Source organism: Leifsonia sp. AG29 (assembly GCF_009765225.1).
GTDB lineage: Bacteria > Actinomycetota > Actinomycetes > Actinomycetales > Microbacteriaceae > Leifsonia.
In genome coordinates this window covers 2,808,837-2,833,470 of sequence record NZ_VMSF01000001.1, presented here as the reverse complement: position 1 = coordinate 2,833,470, position 24,634 = coordinate 2,808,837, and the positions used below count along the sequence as shown (strand labels likewise).

The window sequence follows — 24,634 nt, the reverse complement described above, 5'->3', positions numbered from 1 at the left end:
CGGGGAGCAGAAGGCATGCGTGGTTGCGGCCGGTTCCCGGCGCCGCGGAGAATGACGCCGTGAACGGGCGACGGCTGACCTGGGCGCTGGGGGTGCTGACGGCGGTCGCCCTGGGTGCGGCGATCGCGTACGCGGGCGTCGCCATCGCCGGGCTGCAATCGCGCGCGACCGCGGTCGCCGCGTCGACACCCCGACCGGTGGTCCCGGGAGGGAGGGTGCTGATCTTCCGCGACACGTCGCCGGGCGCGCACTACGGCGAGGTGGCCTCCGTGCCGCTCTCGGACCCCTCGGCGGTGCGGACCTCCCTCGGTGTGCACTGCGATCGCGTGTACGCCACGCACGAGGACCTGATGTGCCTGCACACCGATGCGGGCGCCGTGACGTCGTTCGGCGCCACCCTGTACGACGCTGCGGGCGACTCTCTCAAGTCGTGGCCGCTGCCCGGCTTCCCGAGCCGGACCCGCATCTCGCCCGACTCATCGCTCGTCGCCCAGACGTCGTTCGTCACCGGCTCCTCCTATGGAACGGCGGGATTCGACACCAGGACGACCATCTCGGCGGTGAACGGGGTCGACTACGGCAACCTCGAGGGCTTCTCGCTCTTCGTCGACGGCCAGAAGGTGACCGCCGACCGCATCATCTGGGGAGTGACGTTCGCGTCGGACGACAACACCTTCTTCGCGACCGTGTCATCGGGCGGCCACCTCTGGCTGGCCCGGGGGAATCTCCGGGCGCGCGCCCTCGTGGCGATCAAGGACGGCGCGGAGTGCCCCTCCCTGTCGCCCGACGGCACGCGCGTCGCTTACAAGAAGAACATCTCGACCACCGCGACCAAGCACTGGACGCTGGCTGTGCTCGACTTCGCGACCGGCGTCGAGCGCGAGCTGCCCATCCCGGCCTCCGTCAGCGTGGACGACCAGGTCGAGTGGCTGGACGACGGCACGCTGCTCTACGGTCTCGCCGATCCGGCAGCGCCCGGGGACAGCACGGTGTACTCCGTCAAGGCGGACGGGTCGGCGCCCCCGGCGGTGTTCCTCCGGCACGCCTGGTCGCCGTCGGTCGTGCGCTGAGGAGGGACGGACATGATCACGTTCCCGCGCAGCGCCCGGCGCTCGCGCCCGGCTGACGCCCCCTCGGATGAGGGGGTTTACGGTTCGCAAAACGCTATGACACCCTTCAAAGGTGAGAATGACTCAGTCCGAGATGAGGGGGCGGCGATCGTGAGCATCCTGCCTCCGCGGGCGCTGGACGGGCGACCCTCGGTCACCGTCGTCATCCCCCACTACAACTACGGACGCTACCTGCCGACGGCGGTCGCCTCCGCGCTGGACCAGCAGGGCGTCGACGTCGACGTCATCATCGTCGACGACAGGTCGACCGACGGCAGCCTCGAGGTCGCGCGCGGGATCGCCGCCGAGAACGATCGCGTCACCCTCGTCGAGCACGAGGTCAACCTGCGCCACATCCGCACGTACAACGACGGGCTCGCGCGCGCGACCGGGGACTACGTCGTCCTGCTCTCGGCCGACGACGCCCTCACGCCCGATTCGCTCACCCGGGCGACGGCGCTCATGGAGGCGCACCCCCGGGTCGGCCTGGTGTACGGCGGAGTCGAGTACTTCCACGACGAGGTGCCGGCCGTGCGCTCCGGGCGGGTCTGGTGGCGGATCTGGAACGGCGAGGACTGGCTCCGCCGTGTCGTCCGCCGCGGGCGCAACTCGATCGTGAACCCCGAGGTGGTCCTGCGCCGCACGGTGTACGAGCGCACCGGGGGCTACGACCCCGACTTCCCGCACGCCGCGGACATGTACATGTGGTTGCAGGCGGCCTCGTTCGCCGACATCGGCTTCGTCGGCGGCCCCCGCCAGGCCTGCTATCGCGATCACGGTGAAAACATGCATTCAACGGATTTCGCTGGTGCGACGGACGACATGGCGCAGGTCCGCGACGTCTACGAGCGGTTCTTCACCCGGGAGGGAGCACGCCTCCGGGACGCGCACGCCCTGGTCGAGGCCTCCCGCCGATCCGTCGCGAGGGAGGCGCTCCTCCGGTCCGCCCTCCTCGAGTCGAACGGCGCACCGGCCGCCGTCCTCTCGGCCCTGCGTGATTTCGCCCGCGAGACCAGCCCGCGGTCGGTCGGGTCGGCGGCCTGGCGCTGGGCGGATCTCGCCTCCAGCGACGGCGCCCGCTTCGACTCGGCCCGGTTCGTCCGGCTCGTCGAGGACGTCCGCTGGAAGATCCGCTCCCGTCGCCACACGGCGGTGGGACTGTGACGCACGGGACCGACATGGCCGACGCCCAGCCCTCCCTCGGCCGCCGAGCGGCACGCGGCGCGGCGTGGAGCGGCGTGAGCACGATCGTGCTCCGCCTCGGCGGCCTCGTCGTCGGCATCGTGCTGGCGCGCATCCTGGCGCCGGAGCAGTTCGGCGTGTACGCCGTCGCGCTGACCGTGCAGTCCATCCTGATCACCGTGGCCGACCTCGGCCTCTCGGCCGACCTGATCCGCTCCGACGAGCCCGACCGGATCGCACCGACGGTCGCCACGCTCGGCCTCGCCAGCGGGACCGTGATGGCCGCTGTCACGATGGCCGCGAGCTCGTCGCTCGCATCGCTGCTCGGCAGTCCGTCCGCAGGACCGGCGATCGCTGTGCTCGCGTTCACGCTCGTGCTCTCCGGCGCCACGGTGGTGCCGTTCGGCTACCTGCAGCGGCGGTTCCAGCAGCGGGAGATGTTCTTCGTCGGTGTCGCCGACTTCGTGGTCTCGACCGTCGTGACGCTGACGCTCGTCGGACTCGGCTTCGGGGTCCTCGGGCTGGCCATCGGCCGGGTCGCAGCGCAACTGGTCTCGTCGGCGATGCAGTTCGCGTTCGCGCGGGTCAAGCCGAGGTACTCGATCGACCGTTCCGTCGTCGGCCGGGTCCTCGCGTTCGGCCTGCCGATCGCCGGGGCGAATCTGCTGTCCTGGGCGCTCCTCAACGTCGACAACGTGGTCCTCGCGCGGGTGACCGGAGCGACCCTCCTCGGCTACTACGTGCTCGCGTTCAACATCTCGGGCTGGCCGATGAGCGCGCTGTCCCAGGTGGTGCGCTCCATCTCGCTGCCGTACTTCTCGCGGGCCCGGTCGGGAGGCGGTGACCAGCTCGCGACGCTGACCGCGATCGCGTGGGCCGGCGCCCTGCCGGTCGGTGCTGTCCTCGCAGCGCTCAGCGCGCCGCTGATCTCGGTCGTGTACGGCACGAAGTGGCTGCCCGCGGCACCGGTTCTCGCGGCTCTCGGCCTGTACGGGAGCCTCCGGGTCGCCTTCGACATCTTCGCGGGCTACCTCTACGCCCTCGGCCGATCGCGCCCGGTGCTGTGGATCCAGATCGTGTGGCTGGTCGCGCTGACCGTGGGCATGATCTTCGCCACGCGGATGTACGGCATCATCGGCGCCGCCTGGGTCCACCTCGTCGTCGCGTTCGTGGTGATCCTGCCGCTCTACGCCGTGGCGCTGCGGCCGACGGGCGTGAGGTTCGGGGGCCTGCTCCGGGCCGCGTGGTGGCCGACGGTGGCGACCGTGCCCGCCGTGGCCGTCGCGCTGCTCGCCCGGGAGTTCATCCCGGGCGACCTCCTGCCCCTCCTCGCGGGCGGTCTCGCAGCGGTCGGCGTCTACGCCGCGCTGGTGCTCCCGTGGCTGCGGCGGCACCTGCAGCGCCTCCCCGCCGCCGAACCGGAAGGAGAACCCGCATGAGCACCCGGACGGCGGCACCGGCCGCGCACCCGGCCGGCCGCTGGCGGCGGTATCAGGAGGAACACCTCCTGGACGACCGGCTGCTGCGGACCGCCGCGCGCCTCGCGCGCGGCATCCCGAGCCGGGCGTCGACCGAAACCGCGAGACGTGTGGTCCCGAAGGGGCCAGCGACGGTCAGCGTGGTCATCCCGTGCTTCAACTACGGCCGGTACCTTCCGGAGGCGGTCGGGAGCGCGCTCGAGCAGACCGGCGTCGATGTCGAGGTGATCGTGGTGGACGACCGGTCCACGGACGACAGCCGCGAGGTCGCCCGGCGGATCACCGCCGAGCATCCCGAGGTCCGCCTCATCGTCAACGAGGTGAACTCGGGCCACGTCCGGTCGTTCAATGCCGGGTGGGAGGCGTCGAGCGGCGAGTACGTCGTCAAGCTCGACGCCGACGACCTGCTCGCCCCCGGAGCCCTCGGCCGCGCCGTCGCGCTGTTCGAGGCGCACCCCGAGCTGGGCCTCGTGTACGGCCACCCGTACCACTTCTCGACGCCCGAGCCTCCCGAGGGCCGGGTCTCCGAGGTCCGGTGGGACGTGTGGGCGGGTCATCGCTGGCTGGAGGAGCGCTGCCGGCTCGGGGTGAGCGCGATCACGAACCCGGAGATGGTGCTGAGGAGCTCCCTGCTGCGCGAGCTCGGGCCCATGGACCCGGCGGTGCCGTACGCGCCCGACATGGAGATCTCGCTGCGGATCGCGGCGGTCAGCGACATCGGCTACATCCGCGGGGCCGACCAGGCGCTGCACCGCGAGCACGCGAGCAGCATGAGCGAGACGGACGGAGCCGGGGTGCTCGTCGACCTGGAGGCGCGGTCCGAGGCTTTCCGCCGGGCGCTCGCCGCAACGGCTGATCGTCTTCCGGACGCGGCGCGCCTCGAAGCGCTGGCGCGCCGCGCCCTGGCCGCCGACGCCCTGCGATTCGCATCCGCGGCGCAGGACCGGCGCCGGGAGTCGTCGCTGTCGGAGCAGCTCGTCGACTTCGCTCGCAGCACCTGGCCGGAGAGCGCCTCCTGGAGGTCGGTCCGCCGCCTCGGGGCGCAGCGCGAGTCGGGCCGCGTGGGGCGGGTCGGAGCGACCGCGCGCCGCCTGCGCCGGAGGGTGCGGGACGAGTCGTACTACCTGCGGTGGATGGTCTTTGGTGTCTGAGGGGGAGGCGGAGCGATGAGCTGGATCGGAGGGGTCGCGTCGAAGGCGCGGAGGGCCCGCGACGTGGGCGTCCGGGGCGTGGCGCAGCGGCTTGCTCAGCGCGCCTACATCGCAACCGGTGCCGCCGAGCTCCGCTTCAACCTGGACCTCGATGACATCCTCCCCGAGCTGCCCGAGTCGCTCCCGCTCCCGTCGCGGCATCTGGCGCCCGGCGCTCCCGCCGCCGTCGGCTGGGTGATGACGCCGCCGGCGCCCGGCTCGGGGGGCCACACGACGCTCTTCCGGATGATCGCAGCGCTCGAGGCGCGCGGCCACCGCTGCGTCGTCTTCATCTACGACAAGCACGGCGTCGACGTCGAACGCCTGACCGAATCGGCGGCGCAGCACTGGCCGTGGGTGCACCCGGAGTTCCGGGATGCCCGGGCGGGCATCCGCGACGTGGACGCGGTGGTCGCCACCTCCTGGGAGTCGGCTCACGTCATCGTGACGTACGGCCGCGCCCCGATGCGGCGCCTCTACTTCATGCAGGACTACGAGCCGTACTTCTACGGCCACGGCGCCGAGCACGAGTTCGCGGCCATGACGTACCGGCTGCCGTTCCGCCGGATCGCCCTCGGCGAGATGCTCGATGCGATGATCGCCGAGCACACCGGCCTCCGCAGCGACGTCGTGCCCTTCGGCTGCGACTCGCAGGTGTACCGGCCGCCCCAGCCCGAGGTCCCGCGGAGCGGCGTCGTGTTCTACTGCCGGCCGGACTTCCCGCGACGCGGGTACGAACTGGCGTGCGTCGCCCTCCGGCAGTTCCACCGGGCCCACCCGGAGCAGGAGATCCACGTGTACGGGGCGAGGCCGCGCGGGCTCGACATCCCGGTCACCTTCCACGGCCGGCTCACGACCGCGCAGCTCAACGATCTCTACGGGCGGACCATCGCCGGCCTGGCGATGTCGTTCACCAACATCACGCTGGTCGCGGAGGAGATGCTCGCCGCGGGCAACATCCCGGTCGTCAACGACATGGCGCTGGCCCACCTGGTGCTCCCCAACGAGCACGTCCGCTGGGCAGAGCCCACGGGAGCGGCGCTGGCGCGTGCTCTCGGCGAGGCGGTCTCCGCGCCGGATGTGTCCGAGCGCGCTGCCGCCGCGGCGGCCTCCGTCGTCGGGCGCTCGTGGGAGCCGACCTGCCGCGCGCTCGTCGCGATCGTCGAGGACGAGGTCTACGGGACCGGCACCCTGGCGTCGACACACACCGAACTCGTCGACCGAGGGGGACAGGAATGACGGAGTCCGCAGCCGGACCGGCGGCGCCGCCGCACGTGCTGATCATCGTGCAGAACCTGCCGGTACCGCTCGACCGGCGGGTCTGGCTGGAGTGCCAGGCGCTCGTCAACCGCGGCTACCGGGTCAGCGTGATCTGCCCGAAGGGGCCGGGAGACCCGGCCCGGCAGCACCTGCAGGGCGTGGACATCTACAAGTACCACCCGGCGCCCGAGGCGGTCGGCCTCGCCGGGTTCGCGTGGGAGTTCGCCTCCAGCTGGATCCGAACCGCGCTGCTGTCACTGGCGGTGTGGCGGCATCGCCGGTTCGACATCATCCAGGCGTGCAACCCGCCGGACACGTACTGGCTGCTGGCGCTGCTGTGGCGCTCCCGCGGGGTCCGCTTCGTCTTCGATCACCACGACCTCAACCCGGAGCTGTTCATCTCGCGTTTCGGTCGGCCGCGCAGGATCGTTCAGAAGCTCGAGTTCCTCGCCCTCAAGTGGCTTGAGCGGCGCACCTTCCGGACGGCGGAACGCGTCCTGTCCACCAATGAGTCCTATAAGGCGATCGCCGTCCGCCGCGGCGGACGGCGGCCGGGCCACGTCACCGTGGTCAGAAGCGGCCCGGACACTCGGCGGATGCGCCCGATCTACCCGGCGAACCCCCGCCCGGCGGGCGAGATCGTGCTCGCCTATCTCGGCATCATGGGCCCGCAGGACGGCGTCGACCAGGTGCTGCTCGTCATGGACGAGCTCGTCCACAAGCGGGGCCGGACCGACGTGAAGGCGACGCTGCTCGGCTTCGGCGACTGCCTCCACGACCTCCAGGCCCAGTGCACGCGGCTCGGGCTCGACGAGTATGTGACCTTCACCGGCCGCGTCGACCGCGTCGCGATCGCCGAGTACCTGAGCCGCGCCGACATCGGCCTGTGCCCCGACCTCAAGACGCCGCTCAACGACCTCTCCACCATGAACAAGACGATGGAGTACATGGCGTACGCCCTCCCCTCCGTCTCGTTCGATCTCGTCGAGACCCGGGTCTCGGGAGGCGACAGCCTGATCTACGTGCCCTCCGGGGACATCGGCGCCTTCACCGACGCCATCGAGCGGCTGATCGACGATCCCGGCCTGCGGGTGCGGCTCGGAACGCAGGGCCGTGAGCGGGTCGTCTCCGAGCTCGACTGGCGACCGCAGGCGGAGGCGTATGTCGGCGTGTTCGACGAGGTCTCCGGCTTCTCCCGGCCCGGCCCGGCCGTGCCCGACGACGGCGTCGCGTCCGAGACGGATGAGCAGGGCCGCCGGTACGTCGACCTGGACGACGCCGAGGAGTTCGCCCGCTTCGTGCGCGAGAGGAGGGCACGGTCATGAGAACACGCTGGCACGACCTCCTGGCGCAGGCCGCCGAGTCAGCGCCCGACCGGCCCGCGATCACCTACAGGGACCGCACCGTCCCCTACGGGGAGCTGTGGGATGCGGCGCGCACCGTCGGCGCTCAGCTGGGGGAGGCGGGTGTCGCAGCCGAGGACCGCGTCGCCGTGTACCTCGAGAAGCGGGTCGAGACGGTCGTCGCGCTCTTCGCCTCCTCGGTCGCCGGCGCCATCTGCGTGCCGATCAACCACGTGCTGAAGCCCGCCCAGGTTGCTCACATCCTCCGTGACTGCGGAGCCCGGGTGCTGATCACGTCGGGCGACCGGCTCAGCCAGCTGGCGGCCGAGCTGGCCGCCACGGAGGTCACCGATGTCGTCGTCGTGGGCTCCGCGAGCGCAGGCGGCGATCCCGGCACGGCTCACGGCCTCACGGTCCACGCCTGGGCCGAGACGCGGCCGGACGCGCCCGCCCCGGCCACGACGGCGATCGACCTCGACCCCGCCGCGATCCTGTACACCTCGGGGAGCAGCGGCAAGCCCAAGGGCGTCGTGCTCAGCCACCGGAACCTCATCGTCGGCGCCGAGAGCGTCAGCACCTATCTGAAGAACACCGCCGACGACGTCATCCTCAGCGTCCTGCCGCTGAGCTTCGACGCCGGACTCAGCCAGGTCACGACGGCGTTCGCGGTCGGCGCCCACTGCGTCCTCATGAACTACCTCCTCCCGAGGGACGTGCCCCGGCTCTGCGAGGCGCACGCGGTCACCGGGATCACCGGCGTGCCCCCGCTGTGGCTGCAGATCGCCGAGGTGCCGTGGCCGGAGGAGACGGCGAGACGCATCCGCTACTGGGCGAACACCGGCGGCCGGATGCCTCGGACCCTCCTCGACAAGCTCCGCTCGATCTTCACCGAGGCCGACCCCTATCTCATGTACGGGCTGACGGAGGCGTTCCGCTCCACCTTCCTGGACCCCCGCGAGGTCGACCGCCGCCCCGACTCGATCGGCAAGGCGATCCCCGACGCCGAGGTGCTCGTGCTGCGCCCCGACGGCTCCCGCTGCGCACCCGGCGAGGAGGGCGAGCTCGTCCACCGCGGTCCTCTCGTCGCGCTCGGCTACTGGAACGACCCCGAGCGCACAGCGGAGCGGTACCGGCCCGTGCACCGTCCGGACCAGCCCTGGCGCGCCCCGGAGTTTGCGGTGTGGTCGGGAGACACCGTGGTCGCCGACGAGGAGGGGTACCTCTACTTCGTCGGGCGCACCGACGACATGATCAAGACCTCCGGCTACCGGGTGAGCCCGTCCGAGATCGAGGAGGCGGCCTACGCCACCGGTCTCGTCCGCGACGCGGTCGCGCTCGGGGTCGACGAGCCGGGGATCGGGCACCGCATCGTGCTCGTCGTCGCCGCGATCGCCGCCGAGCTCGAGGTCGCCACCCTGCTCGGGGCGCTCCGTCAGTCCCTCCCGCACTACATGGTGCCCTCCGCCGTCGAACTGCGCGACGAGCTGCCGCGCTCGCCGAACGGCAAGTTCGACCGAGTCCTGATGAAAGCGCAGGTGTCCGCATGAGGCCCGCCGAGCACGTCGAAGCGTTCGGGACCATCGACGGCGAGCTGCGCGTCGGGGGCATGCCGCTGTCGCGCCTCGCCGCCCGCGTCGGCTCGACGCCGTTCTTCGCGTACGACCGGGGGCTCCTCGACCAGCGCATCGCGCGCCTCCGCGACGCCCTCCCCGATCGGGTGGAGCTGAGCTACGCCATGAAGGCGAACCCCATGCCGGCCATCGTCCAGCACGTCGCCGCCGCGGTCGATCGCATCGACGTCGCTTCCGGGCTCGAACTCCGCGCAGCGCTCGACACCGGCATCCGGCCGGACCGGGTCAGCTTCGCGGGGCCCGGCAAGGCGCCCGCCGAGATCCGCCAGGCCGTCGCGGCGGGCATCATCGTCGAGGTGGAGTCGCCGACCGAGATCGAGAGGGTCATCGCGGCGGGGGAGGAGCTGGGCCTCACACCGAGCATCGCCGTCCGCGTGAACCCCGACTTCGCGGTCAAGGGCTCCGGCATGCGCATGGGGGGAGGGCCGCAGCAGTTCGGCATCGACTCGGAGCGCATCCCCCAGGTGCTCGGCGAGTACGCCTCCGCCGGACTGGACATCCTCGGATTCCACGTCTTCGCCGGCTCGCAGAACCTCGACGCGGCGATCATCGGGGAGGCGCAGCGCCGCACCGTCGATCTCGTCACCGCTCTGAGCGAGCACCTCCCGGCGCCGCTGCGCTATCTGAACCTCGGCGGCGGGTTCGGCATCCCCTACACGGAGAAGGACAGGCCGCTGGACCTCGATTCCGTGGCGGCGAACCTCCACGAGCTGGTCGACGGCCCGATCGCGGAGCGACTGCCCGAGGCGGTTCCCGTGATCGAACTCGGGAGATTCCTCGTCGGCGAGTGCGGCGTCTACGTGACCCGCGTCCTCGACCGGAAGGTGTCGCGGGGGAAGACGTACCTCGTGGTCGACGGCGGCATGCACCACCAGCTGGCGGCGTCCGGCAACTTCGGGCAGGCCATCCGCCGCAACTACCCGCTCGTCGTCGGCAACCGCGTCGACCGCCCGGAGGGCGAGAACGCCACCGTCGTCGGCTGCCTGTGCACGCCTCTCGACCTCCTGGGCGACGACGTCGCCCTCCCGGCGGCCGGGATCGACGACCTCGTCGTCATCTTCCAGCAGGGCGCCTACGGCCTGACCGCCAGCCCGACCGCCTTCCTCGGCCACCCGGCACCCGCCGAAGTCCTCGTCTGACACCCGACCCGCACCGAATGGAGAACCAGCCCATGACCGAAACCGTCGACACCGTCCGCGAGGTCCTCATCGACACGCTCGAGCTGTCGCAGAGCCCCGGCGACCTCACTCGCGACACGGCCCTCTTCGGGGCGCTCCCCGAACTCGACTCCTTCGGTGTCGTGCAGCTCGTCGCGGCCATCGAGGACCGCTTCGACATCGTCATCGACGACGACGAGTTCGGGGCCGACCTCTTCGAGACCGTCGGCTCGCTGACCGACTTCGTCGACGCCAAGCTGGCGGCCTAGCATCATGCCGGCGGCCGCGCTCCCCGGAATCCTCGCGTACGAGGAGGGTCCGCTCCCGGCGGCCGTGACGGCAGCCATCGGGAGCGACGCGTCCGATGTCGCCGCCGGCGCCGTCCGACTGGCGCACTGGGGTCTCACGCCGACGTCCGACCCGCGGACGCTGGTCCTGTCCCGCGTCTCGCGGCGGGCTGGAGGCGCGGTCGACGAGTCCGAGGTCGCCGCCCTCCTGGGAACCGACACCGACGCGCTCACGCGTCTGCTTCCTCCCTTCGCGGCGGCCGGTGTCCGCGACGGCAGCGTCGTCATGGTCGCGGACTCGATGGGCTTCCGGCAGCTGTTCCGCAGCCGGCCGCACTCGGCGGGGCGCGCGGTGCTCTCCACGTCGGCTCTGCTCGCCGGGTGGGCCCGGGGCGCCGAGCTCGATCGGGTCGCGGTCGGCGTGCAGTCGCTGCTCGGCTGGCAGCTCGGTCAGCGCACGCTCTTCGAGGGCGTGCGGAAGCTCGCGCCCGGGGCGACGGCGCGGCTGGGCTCCGGCGGCGTCACGGTCACGTCGTCGGAGGAGGCGGCCGGCGAGCCGCGGCCGCTCGACCACGCGGTCGCCGAAGCCGCCGCCGTACTCAGGACGACGCTCGCGTCCCTCCTCGACGAGCACCCGGAGGCGGTGCTCCAGCTGACCGGCGGGCTCGACTCCCGCCTGCTGCTGAGCGCGATCCCCGCTTCCCGGCGACGCGGGCTGCGCGCGATGACGCTGAGCGTGCCCGGCAGTGGAGACGTCGAGATCGCGAGCGGGATCAGCGCCCGCTACGGCATCGAGCACCGGGTGCACGGCCTCGCCGACCTCGGCGGGATCGACCCGGCGGAGGCGTGGGAGCTGTGCCGCGAGGCGGCGCTGCGGTTGGACGGCATGTCCGATCCGGTGGCGCTCGCGGCTCTCGGCGTCGGCGAGCGCGGGTTCGAGCAGGGCGTGCGGATCTCCGGGCTCGGGGGCGAGGTCGCGCGCGGCTTCTACTACGTCGGCCGGGTGCGCGATCGGCCGTACACGCGGAAAGACGCCGAGCAGCTGGCCGCCTGGCGGATGTTCGTCAACGAGGCGGTCGAGCCGGGCCTCCTCACGACCGAGTTCGCCGAGTGGGCGCGCGATGCGGCGAACGGCGAGGTGTACGCCTCCCTCCGGCGCGGCGGCGACGAGTGGTTCCGCGCCACGGATGCGCTCTACCTCCGAGACCGCATGCAGCGCTGGGCCGGCGCGACCGACACGGCCGTCGGCTACCAGCGCGTCGTCGTCAACCCGATGCTGGACCACGACTTCCTCGCGATCTGCACGGCGCTGAGCCCGCAGGACAAGGCGCACTCGCGGTTCCTCGCCGCGCTGCAGATGGAACTCGACCCGGAGCTGGGCAGCATCCCGCTGGAGGGGCGGCCCAGCCCGTCCGCGTACGCGAACCCGTCCTTCCTCCACCCGGTCGCGCAGACCGCACGGACCGGCACCCGTCTCGCGCGCAAGGCGCTGCAGCGGGTCCGGCGCGGCAACCGTCCTCCCGCGGGAGGCGACGTCCTCGCGCAGAAGGTCGTCGAGTGGTGGCGGCAGGACCCGGCGGTGGGCGAGACCCTCAGCTCGCTCGACGTCCTCGACCAGGCCTGGGTCGGCCGGATGCTCGCCGGCGAGATCGACCCGCGACCGAGCTCGGTCGGCTTCCTGACGAACCTCGTCGTCGCTTCGACTCAGCCGGCGCGCGTGGCCAGCTCCCCGTAGAGAGCGCTGACCCGCTCGAGGCGCGACTGCCACAGGTGGGTCCGTTCGGCGTGCCCACGGGCCGCCGCTCCCATGCGCGACCGCAGGGCCGGGTCCTCCACCAATCGCCGGATGGCCGCCGCGCAGTCGGCGGCCAGCTGCTCCGGCGACGCGGCGTCGAGGCGGAACGCGCACGTGTCGTCGACGTTAGCGCCCGGGCCGCCGCGACGGCACACGATCAGGGGGAGGCCGTACGCCATCGCCTCGAGGCTGACGTTGCCGCCCGGCTCGCGGTAGCTGGGGAACACGAAGACGTCCGCGCGCTCGTAGAAGGCGTCGACGGCCGCGCGGGGGAGAGCGCCGTGGAAGGTGACCCGATCCTCCAGGCCCAGCTCGGCGACGAGGGCCTCGCACGCGGCGCGGTCGTTGCCGTCGCCGACGACGTCGAGCACGACGTCGAGATCGCGCACGCGGTCGAGCGCCCGGATCGCGTCCCGCAGCCCCTTCGTCCGCACGGTCCGGCCGACGTGGAGGAGCCGGACCGGCCCCTGCCTCCCCGAACGGTCGACGGGCGGCTTGACCTCGTGGATGGCGGTCTCGCTCATGGTCTCGAACCGCTGGAGCCGGAGCCCGGCGAGGAACTCCTCGACGTACGGCGCGACGCCGATCACGCAGTCGGCTTTCTCGTAGGTGCGCCTGAGGAGGGGGTCCCTCCGGATCCGCCACGAGTCGAGCGACCGGAGGCGCTGGTACCACGGCGTGGCACCCTCCTCGTCGGCGAACGCCGCCGGAGAGGCGAGACTCCCTCCGACCGGCCCGATGACGAAGGGCACGCCGAGGGCGACCGCCGGCGACGGGTAGCGCATGGCGACCGGGACGACCTGGTGGGCGACGTCGAAACGCACGCCCTCCGCGAGCCGGCGCCTCAGCCAGCGGCGCGCCCGGAGCAGGAAGAGGGCGTAGGCGGGCTGCATCAGGCTGTTGAGCCGCTCGAACCGGCCGACGCCGGGAGGCTCCTCCCACTCGACGACCTCGACGCCGGGGAGCTGCTCCGAGGGCGGCCGGTGCCCGCGCTTGTAGGTCGTCAGCAGTGTGAGCTCGAACCGCGCCGACAGGAGCTTCGCCCACTGGTAGGCGACCCAGGACTCGCCCACGTCGTCGCCGTCGCACGTGGGGGCCACGAGCAGGACTCTCATCGACGCCGTCACGTCAGCGCGGGATCAGCGTGCTGTTGGCACCGAGCTGCGGCGGCCGCCGCGACGGCTGGATGAGTGCCCGCACCGTCGGGCGGGACTTGTCGTGACCGAGGAGCGCCCGACGGAGCTCGGTGAGGACCGTCAGCGCCCAGTAGAGCCACGCGAGCAGCGGGCCGCGCCGGCGACGGTAGAGCCGGATGCGATTGAGGATCTTCATCGTGTGCGTAGTCGAGCTCTCGCCCGAGCCGCCGCCGATGTGCATGGCCCCCGCCGCCGGCGTGTACACGGTGGCCCAGCCGGCGTCCTTCGCGCGGAGGCTCATGTCCGTCTCCTCCGAGTAGAGGAAGTAGGACTCGTCGAGTCCGCCGAGCTCGCGGTAGCACTCGTCCCGGACGAGGAGGATGGCGCCGACCGCCCACTCGACCTCGTGCTCGGTCTCGTACTCGCGCGGGTCCTCGATGCGCTCCGCGAACGCCGGAAGGCCCGTGAAGCTGAGGCCGCCCACGCGCCCGAGCGTCGGCCCGCGGCGGAGCGTCGGCGAGAGGCTGCCGTCCGCCTCCCGGACCCGTGGCGCAACGATGCCGACGCCCGGCTTCCGGAGGACCTCGAGCATGCGCGGCATGCAGTCCGGATCGAGGCTGGCGTCGGGATTGAGGATCAGGATCGACTCGGCCTCGGGCGACGCCGCCACGGCCGTGTTCATCCCCGCCGCGTAGCCGCGGTTGGTCGAGCGCACCACGGTGCAGTCGGTGCGCCGGTCGAGCAGCTCCAGCGTGCCGTCGGTGGAACCGTTGTCCACGACGACCACCGAATACGTGAGCCCCCCGGCCGCGGCGGGGATGCTGTCGAGCAGCTCGGCCACATGGTCCTCGCTGTTGTAGGTCACGACCACGGCGGCGACGTCCACGCGCATGGCGCTCATCCTACAAGACGAGGAAAACTCGCTCCCGCATTCTCGATGCGTCTCAGCGCGCCGGCAAGTCCGAGGATGAGGAACAGCAGCCCCATCGTCATCGGGAAGGCGAAGGCGTCGAAGGTGAACAGGCAGACGAAGCCGGTCGCCATCGCGGCCGCGAGGGCCATGGCGAGGTCGCGGGACCCCTCGTCGGGGACCCGCGAGCGCAGCCGCATCATCGACACGAAGGCGGTGACGCCGAGCGCGAGGAAGGCCGCCGTCCCGATCACGCCGACGGTGACGAGCAGGAGGAGGTACTCGTTGTCGAAGATGCGGTAGATCGGGAGGAACGTGCCGAGCCCCCTCCCGAACAGCGGCTTCCGCGCGAGGAACTCCCCCGCGAGCGAGTAGCTGTCGGTCCGGGAGGCGATGCTCGGGTCGTTCGAGGCCCCCGCGAACAGCCCGATGATCGACTTGAAGAGATTCGGCGTCACGACGCTCATCGCCGCGACGCCGACGGTGACGACTGCGAGCACCCGCAGCCGGCGAGCCCGGCTCCAGCCGATCAGGCACACGATCAGCCCGACGGCGGCGCCCAGGTAGGCGGACCGGGAGGAGGTCAGCGGGACGACGGCGCCCAGCGCGGCGGCGGGAAGCCAGCGGACGAGCAGCGGCCGGCTCTTCTGGTTGAACCCGACGTACAGCGCGATCGGGAGGATCATCGTGACGAGCGTTCCGTACTCGATCGGGTGCGTCGCCGTTCCCGCCGGCCGGGGGAAGCCGCCGCGGGCGTTGAGCCCGTACCCGGGCGTGCCGGTGAGCCCCGGGATCGAGATGCGGTCGACCCAGACCTGCCGGGTGAGGACCTGGAAGATGCCGAGCAGGGCGATGATCGCCCCGCAGACGCAGATGCGCCAGATCAGCGTCTCGAGCCGGCTCCGCTCCGGGACGTTGTCGTGGGTCAGGAGGAGGGTCCCGCTCCAGGACGCGAGCGCCAGCAGGGCCACATCCGCCGGGCTGATCTCCGGCTGGGGCATCGGGGCCGACATCGCCAGGACGTAAGTGATGCCGACGGAGACCAGGAAGACACCGAGCGCGATCCGGATCGGCTGGCTGTCCGTCCAGGAGGAGTGCCCGGCGCCGAGGCGGAGGCAGAACCACACGACCAGGCTCCCGAGGCCGAAGAGCATCGACGGTGCTCCGGCGCTGCCGAGCGGACCGAAGACCAGGCGCGTCGGCACGAACAGGAGGAGGACCACGTAGACCGTGAGCCACCCGACGGCATCGACCTGGCTCGCCACCAGCCGCTGATCCGGCAGCGCGAGCTTGGTCGTCACGTCTCCCGCCCGGCGTCGGCGGCCACGACCGCGACCTCGCCGGCGGCGGATTCGTCGGTGCTGGGTTCGTCGGCGCTGGATTCGTCGGCGCTGGATTCGTCGGCGCTGGCCTCGTCGGCGCGGGATTCGTTGGCGCTGGCCTCGTCGGCACTGCCCTCCGGAGGCGGGACGGTCTCGACCGCGGCCTCTGGCGCAGGCACCGGCTTCTCGGCGCGCCTGCGCGCGGAGCGCGGCTGCCGCCTGCCCCTCGGTTCGGCGGGTCCCGGCGTCCCCGTCCCGGGTGCCTCGCGCGCTGCGCGGGCCTGCCGCCTCGCGCGTCTGCTGAGGAGCAGGCCGTCCAGGGCGAACGCGATGAGCCCGGTCGCGAGCAGACCGACGACCACCGCGGTGATGACCATGCGGATGGTTCCCGAGTAGTCCGCCTTCGCCTTCTGGTCGACGGTGAGCGGCATCGAGGTGATGACGGCGTTCGCCGGCGCGTCGACCTGCTTCTGGAGGCTGCTCAGCTCGGCCGGGATCTGGCCGGTGATGTAGTCGAGAGCGCTGAGCGCGCCCTCGGACGTCTTGTCGGTGACGTCGACCTCGATGATGGGGCCGCGCGTGGAGCTGTTGATGGCGACGGTGTACTGCGCCGTGGGCGAATGCTCCTTCACCTGGGCCTGTGCTGTGGTGCCCGAGAAGTAGGCCACGAGGATTCCCGCCGGCTGATCCAGGTTCGAGAGGGCGAGGAAGGGATTCCCGCCCGGTCCGACGGTGGTCTCGGAAGGAAGGAGCAGGATGAGCGCGCTGCTGGTGTACGTGGGCGGCGTGATGCGATACGCGCCCCACGCGAGCCCGACCGTGACGAGGAGGCCGACGACGATGACGTACCAGCGGCGCCCCAGCGCGCGGATCACGTCGCGTGTCACGATGTACCCCCTCAGAGGTGGGCCCGTCACCACTGGCGACCGGGAAGCGAGTACGGGTTAGTCTAATCGAGGGAGACTCATGACTCTGTGGGATTTTTTTCGAGCGTGCCTCCGACGCTGGCCCATCGTGCTCGTCGGGCTGCTCTGCACGGTCCTCGCCGGCTATCTCGCGATCAGCGACAAGGGCGTCTACTACACGCGCACGCAGCTCGTCTTCCTCGCCCCGAGCAGCACCTACTACCCGAACACCCTGGCGACCCAGTCCGAGGACATCATCGACACCGCCGGCGTCGTGGCGAAGCGGATCACCGGGCCGGGGCAGCAGACCAAGTACGCGTCCCCGGATGTGACCCTGATCGGCATCGGCATCCGCGACGGCTGGTCCCTGGTGGTCCCCGACACGGGCGGTCAGTGGGGGACGAACTTCGAGAGCCAGATCCTCAACCTCGACATCGTCGCCCCGGACCGCGCCACGGTGGAGCGGCGTCAGACCGACCTGATCGAGCGGGTGAAGAAGGAGCTCGACGCCATCCAGCGCGAGAAGCACGTGGCGCCGATCAACGACATCACCGTGACCACGGCTCCCCGCTCGACCGTGATCTATCACGTCGGGGGGAGCAGGCCTCGCGCCCTCGGAATGGCCCTCGTGCTCGGCCTCGGCGTGACCGCCGGTGCCGTCATCGCCGTGGAAGGGATCAGCAGGCGGCGCCGAGAGGCCGTCTTCGCGAGGCCCGCCTCCCGGCGGAGCCGCGAACCGGTCACCGAAGGCGTTTGAACATGCTCGAGGCGCGGTGACGGAGGTCGGCCGGCCCGGTCCGGTGCTCGACGACCCGGCGCACGGACGCGACGGTGTCGGCCACGGTCACGCTGTGCCGCGGCTGCAGCCACTCTCCGGGCCGGGCCGGGTACCGGTCGCTCGTGTACGCGGCGCGGTACCCGGCGTCGCGCAGGTGGGCGAGGAGCCGGCGGTCGTACCTCCCAAGGGGGAGCGCGGCCTCATCGACGGGTCCGCCGCTGGCTTCGGCGATCGCCTCGCGCGCATCGACGAGCTCGCGTCGCCGGTCGTCCGGCGACAGGCCGCGCCACGGGACGTGCGCCCAGCCGTGCGAGCCGATGGCCATGCCCGACTCCCGCAAGGCGCGGAGATCGGCCGGGCTCAGGCTGCCGGCGTCGTCCAGCCTCCCGGCGAGCGGGAAGAACGTGGCCCGCAGCCCTCGCTCGAGCAGAGCAGGGAGGCCGATCTCGATGTCGGAGGCGTTGCCGTCGTCGAAGCTGATCCGCACGTCGGGACGCTCCCGCAGCTCGTCGAGCACGCCGAAGAAGATCTCGCGCCGCATCCAGTACTTCTCGCCGCCCGGTTCGCGTTCGTTTTCGCCCGAGCCGATGCCGTGGAAGCAGATGTTGATCGTCACGTGACTCCTCGTCCGTCCGGAGCGCGCGTGCCGCCCCGGGTGCTCTCGTCGCGTCCCCAGCTGCGTGCCGGGTCCGGAACGCGGCGCCGCCCGCGCACCGCGGCGGCGAGCGTGATCACGACATAGGGGATCGCCGCCGGGATGAGTCGCGGATCGCGGGCCACGACATCGGTCAGCCACGACCAGCGGCGCGACCGCCGCACGCTGAGGCCGAGCCCGCTGCGTTCGCCCGCTTCGCGCATCTGCGCATTGCCCCGGCGGACGCGCTCGAGCCGGCGCAAGAGGTCGCGGGTGGTGTACGGGGCCTCGACGGAGACCTCCACGTCGGGGACGACCGCGCGCTCCTCGTCGGTGAACAGCGAGTCGAGGAAGAGGTCGTCGGCAACGAGGGTCGGGAACTCGCCGAAGCGCTTTCGGCCCTCCTCGGAGAGGACGATGACCCCGCGGCCGAACAGGCCCGTCCGGAACACGGGGAGGCGCTCGTTGATCGCGAAGTAGGCGCGGACCGGCCACGGGCGGCCGGTCGTCACGAGACGGCGGCGGGGGATGACGACGAGCGGCGCCGGCTCGGCGGCGAGTCGTGCGACGAAGGCGCGCAGGGCATGCTGCGGGAGCACGATGTCGGCGTCGAGGTATACGCGCGGGAACGAGGTCGCGACCCGGTCGCCCGCGTTGAGTGCTCCCGGCTTGCCGGGTTCGGGGCGATCGACCACGGCGACGCCGGCGGCCCGCGCGACCTCGGCGGTGCGATCGGTGCAGCCGTTGGCGCTGACCACCACCTCCACGCCCCCCGGGAGGTCCTGCCCGGCCAAGGATTGCAGCGTCGCGCCGATGAGGTTCTCCTCGTTGTGCGCGGCGATCACGACGCTCGGCACGGGCGACCCCCTTACGCTGTCCACGCGACGATGTTGACGGCCTGCGCACAGCGTAGCGGCAACGGGCTCGGCACCGCGCCCCGATCCGCGAGCGTTCGCCGCTAGTGTGTACGGCGTGAGCACGAGCGGGCGACCCGAGGTCCGGCCGATCACGACGGCCGACGCTCCGCGCGCCGCCGCGTTCCTGCACGAGCAGCTGAACCCGCGGGTCTCGGCCGAGCAGTGGTCGCGGCTGCTCCTTCCCCCGTGGGGCGACGACACTGCTCCCAACCGCGGGTTCCAGCTGGTGGACGAGGAGCGGATCGTCGGCGTCTACGCGGCCGTCTACGCGCGCCGGACCCTCGACGGCTCCGAGCGCGACGTATGCAATCTCGCCGCGTTCTGCGTTTTGGAGGAGCACCGCGCCCACAGCGTGCGCCTGGTCCGTGCGCTTCTCGCGCAACGCGGCTACGTCTTCACCGACTTCTCGCCGAGCGGCAACGTGGTCGCCATGAACGAACGCCTGGGCTTTCGGCGCCTGGACACGGCCGCGCGCCTCGTTGCGAACGTGCCCGCCGTGTCTCGCGGCACGATGCGGGTGACCGAGGAACCGCGAGACCTGGCAGCGACGCTCCAGGGCGCCGAAGCGGTCGCATACCGCGACCACCGGGAGGCGCCTGCCGCGCGGCACCTCCTGGTGGACGACGGTGAGAACTACGCCTATCTCGTGTACCGGCGGGAGCGGCGGAAGCGCCTTCCGCTGTTCGCGGTGCCGCTCCACGTCGGAGGCGACCGTCAGCTCCTCCTGAGCGCCTGGCCGCAGGTGGGCGCTCACCTCCTGCGTCGCGGTTTCCCGCTGACGCTCGCCGAGCGCCGGGTGCTCGGGTTCGCGCCTCCCGGGCCCGGCCGCTTCGTCGAGAACCGGCCGAAGATGGTCCGCAGCAAGGAGGTCGACGCGGCGGGGATCGACTACCTCTACAGCGAGCTCGCTCTGGTCGAGTGGTGAGGTCTTAACGGCGGAGTCCCCGCCACCGGGTGCCGGTGACGGGGACTCTGCTGGCCTGGATCAGTTGGCGGGCGCTACGGGCGTCCCGTCGTCGTACAGGTTGTTCGACCACACCGCTCCCGGTGCGTTGATGTCGAACGAGGTGATCGGACCCCAGTAGCCGCAGACATAGCCGCGGTTGCCGGCGCCCATCTGGGTGCCGCGCTGCCAGATGTTGTCCTTGAACGTGATGTTCTTGGTCTGGCCCGAGTACGGCTTGCCCGCGGTCGAACCGCCGTAGGAGCAGTAGCCGCCGGACCCGGCGAGGATCAGGTTGTTCTGGATGACGTTGCCCTGGACCGGGTCGAAGTCCGGGTAACCGGTGATCGCCGCGGAGCAGCCGGCGTCGGGGGCGACATCGGGGGCGGTGCAGCCGATGGTGTTGTGGATGAGGTGGCTGTTGGTGTTCACCCGGATGCCGGACTCGTGGTTGACGCCCGTGTTGTCGGTGTACTGACCCGCCACGTAGGAGTCCTGGACCGTGCAGTCCGCGTAGCAGTTGATCGAGCGGGAACCGCCGGTCACGTGGACGCGGGTCGCCGTGAAGTAGGCGTCGCCGATGCCGGTGCCGGGGCCGGTCGTGCCGGCGTCGACGAGGCTGTCGCTGATCGTGAACGAGCCGACGTTGTCGTTGTAGTCCGCGTAGACGCTGCCGACGATCTTCGAGCGGGTGATGGTGATGCCCTTGGCGAGGATCCGGAGGTCGCAGTTGATGATCTTGGCGTCGATCACGGTGTTCGGCGTCTGGATCGTGCACGGCCCGGTGTAGGCGGTCAGCGCGGTGCCGGCGGGGACCCCGGTGGTGGACGGCGACGGGAAGCTCCGTCCGAGCGCCGTGATGCCACCGGCGGGGGCCGGCGCCGCGGGCGGCGTGGACGCCGTGGGGGTGGGCGTCGGGGTGGGGGTGCGGGTGGCCGTCGGAGCCGGGGTCGGCGTCGGCGTGAGCGTGGCCGTCGGCGTCGGGACCGGCGTCACGGCGGGCTTCGGAGTGGTCGTCGGCGCGGCGGCCGCGGTCCCGTCGGCGGCGAACTGGATGTCCACCATGTAGTTGGAGCCCTTGTAGGTGTCACGCGGGAAGGCGGAGGTGCCGCTGTACCGGAAGACGCCGGCGTTGGCGGGGAGGCGGAAGCCGTTCGTCGTGCGCGCCGTGTTCAAGACGTTCTGCGTGACGGCGTAGGCGCCCTTGGTGGCGAGGTACGAAGCCGTGTAGCTCGTGCCGGCCTGCAGCGTGACGGCCTTCGGCAGCGTGACCGAGTGCCATCCGACGACGCGGGTCGGCGTGACGGACACGGTCGCGAGCGCGGTGCCGGAGGAGGACCAGAGGCTGGCCTTGGTGATGCCCGAGTCTCGCGGGCCCTGGTAGTACTGCAGCGCGGTGACCCGGCCGGACTGGGTCGGCGTGAACCTCACGCCGAGGTTGACCGAGTTGGTGTCGCTGGCCGCGGAGATCTGCGGCTTGAGGTCGTCCGGGAAGATCCCGGTGGTGGCGGCGGTGGCGCCGGTGGAGCCGAGGACGACCGCGGCGACCGCGGTCGTGAGGGTGGCGAGCGCCGCGGCTGCGGCTGTCGTCCATCGCCGCGCCGTCATGGCGCGGCGGGGGCGGGCGTGCTGGGGCATGGGTGGATCTTCCGTTCGGTTGCGGAACCGGGGGGCGGTTCCTGGCCGTCGTCTGGTCGTTGTGGGGGTGGGGGCCCGACCGGGGGCCGGAATGTCACCCATAGTAGGGTCACGCTCTACCCGGGGCAAACGAAAAACCGCTCTCGGGGCGCCCCAGAACGGGTGTCGTGGAGGTGGCCCTCGCCTCCCGGTTCCAGCGGATATCAGTGGGCCAGCGGTCGCCTCCCTGGGTTGCCCGGTGACGCCCGCCGGGCGGGAGCGCCGTGAAGAAAATCTGTGTTCTCATGTCTGCTCCTCGTCCGGGAGGGGGTCGATGAGCGTCGGGTCGGCCGGGTCGATCGTCCGCGAGTTGTTGACCCGGCGGTCGACCTCGTAGCTCGTGATGGAGGCCGCGACCTTGTCGGACTCGGCCGCGAGGAACCGGACCATCCCCTCCTTCCCGGGGTCGTCGAGCTTGGCCGGATCGAGGTAGCGCTCCCAGACCGAGCGCTCGAGGAACACGGGCATGCGGTCGTGGATCTCGCCCGAAGCGTCGCGCGCGGGACGCGTGATGATCGCGGTCGAGAGCTGCCAGTGGTCGTCGATCTTGCGGGCGGTGTACAGCCCGGCGGCCGCGAGGAGCTCGCCGTCGGCCGCATGCAGGAAGTGGGCGCGCTTGCGGCCGGGCTCGCCCGTCCACTCGTAATAGCCGCGCATGGGGACGAGCGCGCGCGATGAGGCGAAGGCCCCCTTCCAGAGCCCGTTGCTCGCGACCGTCTCGAGTCGTGCGTTGAAGTTCGGCCGCTTCGACTCCCGCATGAAGGCCGGGTGGAAATCCCACAGCGCCTCGTCGACCGTCCGGCGCAGCTCGCCGGTCTCGCCGTCGACCCGCTCGCGGACGATCGGGACCGGGTCGGTGGGGGCGAGCGAGTACGTCGGCCGCCACTCGCGGAAGTCGCCTCCGGCCGCGACGAACTCCTGGATCAGCTCATCCGTCTCCTGATCGAGAGCGAAACGTCCGCACATGGTTGCAGCGTACCGGCGGCGACCGACGCCGTGGGGGGTCAGCGTCGCAGCTCGAGGATGAGCGTGCGGTGGGTCTGGAGGCGCACGCCCGTCTGCCGGAAGCCGAGGCGCTCGAGAGAGCTCAGCCCGTAGGTGTGCTCCACGCCCTGGAAGGAGTATTCGAGCACCCACACCCGGGTCACCCCGTCGAACCGGTCGCGCTCCGCGGCCTGCTCGACCGAGTAGGCGCGGTCGGCCCACCCGATGTTGCGGTAATAGGGGGTCTCAAGGGTGACGTCCCGTACGCCCGAGAACCCCGCCGGATAGGTGCGCATCGCCAGCCGCGGGCGCCAGGAGGGGCGGGTGCTCTCGTCGAAGACGACCGCGTCGCCCGGGGCGGCGTACTCGCCGACGGCGGCGCTCACCTGCGCCCAGTCGCTGTCATTCTTCGAGAAGGGCCCGCGCTGGAGGATGTACGCCGGCGTGCAGGCGGCGATCACGAGGAGGGCCGCGACCGTGGTCGCTGCGACCGTCGCCCGCTCCCCGTGCCACCGGGCGTCGCCCGCGACCCCTCGCCGGCGGAGGCGCTCGCCAGCCCAGGCGCCGACGACCAGGACGCCCTCGGCGACGAGAAGCGCCGCTGCCGGGGCGACGAAGGTCGAGTACCGAGCCGTGTACATGGGGAAGACCGCGTTGACGAGCAGGAGAGCCGCCGTCGGGACGAACAGCCAGGCAGCGCCGACGACGGTGGCGCTGAGCGGCCGCTCCGGCGCCTCCCCGAGCTCGGCTCGCGGTATGGTTCGCGGGTCCCTGCCGAGCCGCACTCCGCGTTCGCGCCTCCAGGCCGCCCAAGCCGGCGCCAGTGCTGCCGCGACGAGCGGCCACGCGACGACGGCCACGAGCGGGATGCCGAACCAGAGCTGGTAGTAGTACTGCGTCGGGTCGTCGCCGTCGTTCTGCAGGTAGCTGATCTGGTTGCGCTCGAGGAAGCCGAGCACGATCAGCGGCATCGCGGCGATCAGGGCGGACCCCGAAGCGATCGCCCACGCGCGCCAGACACGCCGCGGTGCCCGCGTGGCGAGGATGAGGGCGGCGTGGGCGAGCAGGAGGGACGCCGAGTACAGGAAGAGGTACGCGGACACCGCCGTCCCGATCGAGTACAGGATCCATGCCGCGCGGCGCGCTCGGGGGTCGGCGTTGCGTCCGCCCCCGTCGATGAGCCAGAGGATGAGGAGCGTGAGCCAGGCCGCAAGCGCGGCGGATCCCGCGTAGGACCGCGCCTCCTCTCCGGCGTAGGTCAGGCGGGGGAGAACGGTCGCGACGATCCCGGCGACCACCGCCGCCTGTGGGCCGCCGCGCCGGCCGGCGATGAGCGTCACCGCGGCGACGGCCAGGCCGATCGCGACGGCGCTCGGGAACCGCAGTGCGAACGGGCTCTCGCCGGCCAGCCGGATCCAGCCGTGCAGCAGCAGGTAGTAGAGCCCGTGCACCGCATCGACGTGGGTGAGCATCGGGAGGAGCGTGCCGATCGGCCGTTTCGCCGAGAGGAGGGAGGTGGCCTCGTCGCCCCAGAGCGACGGGATCCAGCTCCCGGCGGCGCAGACCACCGTCGCGATCAGCCCGAAGGCGGCCGCGATCGTCCAGGGGCGCACCGCTCGCAGCGGCGCGGTGCGGGTCGCAAGGTGTGAGTCGGTGAGAACGGTCATCTCAGCCACTTCTCCTCGCAGGACGTGAACACCCTCCACCCAACCAGAGAAGCCTTGGGGACCCGTGGACGACGGATACGGAAACTCACACCCAGCCCTCCCCGCCGGCCGCCGCAGACGCGACTGTGCCGGATCCCGAGCGTACGCGCATCGGCGACGCTCGGGACCCGCCCCACACACGCCAGGAAGACCGGAGGACCCATGAGCCACGTCCGTCGCATCCAGCGCGCTACGAAGGAGGTTAGGCGGAACGCACCCCGCGCGGCAGGGGATGACAGGAGTCATCCTCGGTGGTAGGCGCTTCGCTCCGCGCCGCTCCGCCCCGCTCC

At 71.7% G+C, this 24,634-nt stretch carries 21 protein-coding genes; 12 read left to right on the top strand and 9 right to left on the bottom strand.

Translation table 11 applies throughout. The features are described 5' to 3' along the window. The first annotated feature begins 59 nt into the window (after nucleotides 1-59). From FPT20_RS13740 to FPT20_RS13695, 10 genes are all read left to right on the top strand, one after another. A complete protein-coding gene (locus FPT20_RS13740; protein WP_158866167.1) occupies nucleotides 60-1,070 on the top strand; it encodes a hypothetical protein in 1,011 nt (336 codons plus the stop codon). A gap of 150 nt (nucleotides 1,071-1,220) precedes the next feature. Further along, nucleotides 1,221-2,273 (top strand): glycosyltransferase family 2 protein, encoded by a 1,053-nt coding sequence (locus FPT20_RS13735; RefSeq protein ID WP_158866165.1) that lies wholly within the window; start codon nucleotides 1,221-1,223, stop codon nucleotides 2,271-2,273. 14 nt (nucleotides 2,274-2,287) lie between these two features. Next, on the top strand, nucleotides 2,288-3,730 hold the full coding sequence (locus FPT20_RS13730) for an oligosaccharide flippase family protein (protein WP_158866163.1): 1,443 nt from the start codon (nucleotides 2,288-2,290) through the stop codon (nucleotides 3,728-3,730). Further along, the gene (locus tag FPT20_RS13725) at nucleotides 3,727-4,920 is read left to right on the top strand and encodes a glycosyltransferase family 2 protein (RefSeq protein WP_158866161.1); all 1,194 of its coding nucleotides are present in this window, start codon (nucleotides 3,727-3,729) and stop codon (nucleotides 4,918-4,920) included. Before FPT20_RS13730 ends, FPT20_RS13725 begins: the two co-directional genes overlap by 4 nt. Nucleotides 4,921-4,935: 15 nt before the next feature. Next, a complete protein-coding gene (locus tag FPT20_RS13720; protein WP_158866159.1) occupies nucleotides 4,936-6,198 on the top strand; it encodes a rhamnosyltransferase WsaF family glycosyltransferase in 1,263 nt (420 codons plus the stop codon). After that, complete coding sequence (locus FPT20_RS13715; RefSeq protein WP_158866157.1) at nucleotides 6,195-7,544, top strand: glycosyltransferase family 4 protein; 1,350 nt, start codon at nucleotides 6,195-6,197, stop codon at nucleotides 7,542-7,544. Before FPT20_RS13720 ends, FPT20_RS13715 begins: the two co-directional genes overlap by 4 nt. Further along, on the top strand, nucleotides 7,541-9,109 hold the full coding sequence (locus tag FPT20_RS13710; RefSeq protein WP_158866155.1) for an acyl-CoA ligase (AMP-forming), exosortase A system-associated: 1,569 nt from the start codon (nucleotides 7,541-7,543) through the stop codon (nucleotides 9,107-9,109). The genes FPT20_RS13715 and FPT20_RS13710 overlap by 4 nt, the downstream gene beginning before the upstream one ends. Then, on the top strand, nucleotides 9,106-10,332 hold the full coding sequence (locus tag FPT20_RS13705; protein WP_158866153.1) for a pyridoxal-dependent decarboxylase, exosortase A system-associated: 1,227 nt from the start codon (nucleotides 9,106-9,108) through the stop codon (nucleotides 10,330-10,332). The genes FPT20_RS13710 and FPT20_RS13705 overlap by 4 nt, the downstream gene beginning before the upstream one ends. 32 nt (nucleotides 10,333-10,364) lie before the next feature. Continuing rightward, the gene (locus tag FPT20_RS13700; protein ID WP_158866151.1) at nucleotides 10,365-10,619 is read left to right on the top strand and encodes an acyl carrier protein; all 255 of its coding nucleotides are present in this window, start codon (nucleotides 10,365-10,367) and stop codon (nucleotides 10,617-10,619) included. A gap of 4 nt (nucleotides 10,620-10,623) precedes the next feature. Beyond that, nucleotides 10,624-12,372: a hypothetical protein gene (locus FPT20_RS13695; protein ID WP_158866149.1), complete on the top strand. Its 1,749-nt coding sequence runs from the start codon at nucleotides 10,624-10,626 to the stop codon at nucleotides 12,370-12,372. Here FPT20_RS13695 and FPT20_RS13690 read toward each other — a convergent pair. Genes FPT20_RS13690 through FPT20_RS13675 form a run of 4 tightly spaced genes read right to left on the bottom strand, consistent with a single transcriptional unit; the run spans nucleotide 12,342 to nucleotide 16,687 of the window. Further along, the gene (locus FPT20_RS13690) at nucleotides 12,342-13,532 is read right to left on the bottom strand and encodes a glycosyltransferase family 4 protein (protein WP_233265529.1); all 1,191 of its coding nucleotides are present in this window, start codon (nucleotides 13,530-13,532) and stop codon (nucleotides 12,342-12,344) included. The two genes, FPT20_RS13695 and FPT20_RS13690, sit on opposite strands and share 31 nt — an antisense overlap. Nucleotides 13,533-13,560: 28 nt before the next feature. Continuing rightward, the gene (locus FPT20_RS13685) at nucleotides 13,561-14,460 is read right to left on the bottom strand and encodes a glycosyltransferase family 2 protein (RefSeq protein WP_158866145.1); all 900 of its coding nucleotides are present in this window, start codon (nucleotides 14,458-14,460) and stop codon (nucleotides 13,561-13,563) included. 5 nt (nucleotides 14,461-14,465) lie between these two features. After that, complete coding sequence (locus FPT20_RS13680) at nucleotides 14,466-15,779, bottom strand: O-antigen ligase family protein (RefSeq protein WP_158866143.1); 1,314 nt, start codon at nucleotides 15,777-15,779, stop codon at nucleotides 14,466-14,468. After that, complete coding sequence (locus tag FPT20_RS13675; protein ID WP_158866141.1) at nucleotides 15,776-16,687, bottom strand: hypothetical protein; 912 nt, start codon at nucleotides 16,685-16,687, stop codon at nucleotides 15,776-15,778. Before FPT20_RS13675 ends, FPT20_RS13680 begins: the two co-directional genes overlap by 4 nt. A gap of 79 nt (nucleotides 16,688-16,766) precedes the next feature. Here FPT20_RS13675 and FPT20_RS13670 point away from each other — a divergent pair, with 79 nt between their 5' ends. Beyond that, entirely contained in the window at nucleotides 16,767-17,462 is a 696-nt protein-coding gene (locus tag FPT20_RS13670; RefSeq protein ID WP_199245802.1) for a hypothetical protein, read from the top strand. On the opposite strand, the gene FPT20_RS13665 is transcribed toward FPT20_RS13670, so the two are convergent. Both FPT20_RS13665 and FPT20_RS13660 read right to left on the bottom strand, forming a co-directional pair. After that, a complete protein-coding gene (locus FPT20_RS13665) occupies nucleotides 17,446-18,099 on the bottom strand; it encodes a polysaccharide deacetylase family protein (protein WP_199245800.1) in 654 nt (217 codons plus the stop codon). The genes FPT20_RS13670 and FPT20_RS13665 overlap by 17 nt on opposite strands. Beyond that, nucleotides 18,096-18,998, bottom strand: a complete 903-nt coding sequence (locus tag FPT20_RS13660) for a glycosyltransferase (protein ID WP_199245798.1) — start codon at nucleotides 18,996-18,998, stop codon at nucleotides 18,096-18,098. The genes FPT20_RS13665 and FPT20_RS13660 overlap by 4 nt, the downstream gene beginning before the upstream one ends. Nucleotides 18,999-19,089: 91 nt before the next feature. Here FPT20_RS13660 and FPT20_RS13655 point away from each other — a divergent pair, with 91 nt between their 5' ends. Then, a complete protein-coding gene (locus tag FPT20_RS13655; protein ID WP_158866139.1) occupies nucleotides 19,090-19,959 on the top strand; it encodes a hypothetical protein in 870 nt (289 codons plus the stop codon). A 60-nt stretch (nucleotides 19,960-20,019) separates the two neighbouring features. Here FPT20_RS13655 and FPT20_RS13650 read toward each other — a convergent pair whose 3' ends face one another. The 3 genes from FPT20_RS13650 to FPT20_RS13640 all read right to left on the bottom strand — a co-directional run bounded on the left by FPT20_RS13650 (nucleotide 20,020) and on the right by FPT20_RS13640 (nucleotide 24,305). Next, nucleotides 20,020-21,615: a DUF4082 domain-containing protein gene (locus FPT20_RS13650; protein WP_158866137.1), complete on the bottom strand. Its 1,596-nt coding sequence runs from the start codon at nucleotides 21,613-21,615 to the stop codon at nucleotides 20,020-20,022. 282 nt (nucleotides 21,616-21,897) lie between these two features. Beyond that, nucleotides 21,898-22,620 (bottom strand): SOS response-associated peptidase, encoded by a 723-nt coding sequence (locus FPT20_RS13645; RefSeq protein WP_158866135.1) that lies wholly within the window; start codon nucleotides 22,618-22,620, stop codon nucleotides 21,898-21,900. Nucleotides 22,621-22,658: 38 nt separating this feature from the next. Further along, nucleotides 22,659-24,305: a glycosyltransferase family 39 protein gene (locus FPT20_RS13640; RefSeq protein WP_158866133.1), complete on the bottom strand. Its 1,647-nt coding sequence runs from the start codon at nucleotides 24,303-24,305 to the stop codon at nucleotides 22,659-22,661. Between the last annotated feature and the right edge of the window lie 329 nt (nucleotides 24,306-24,634).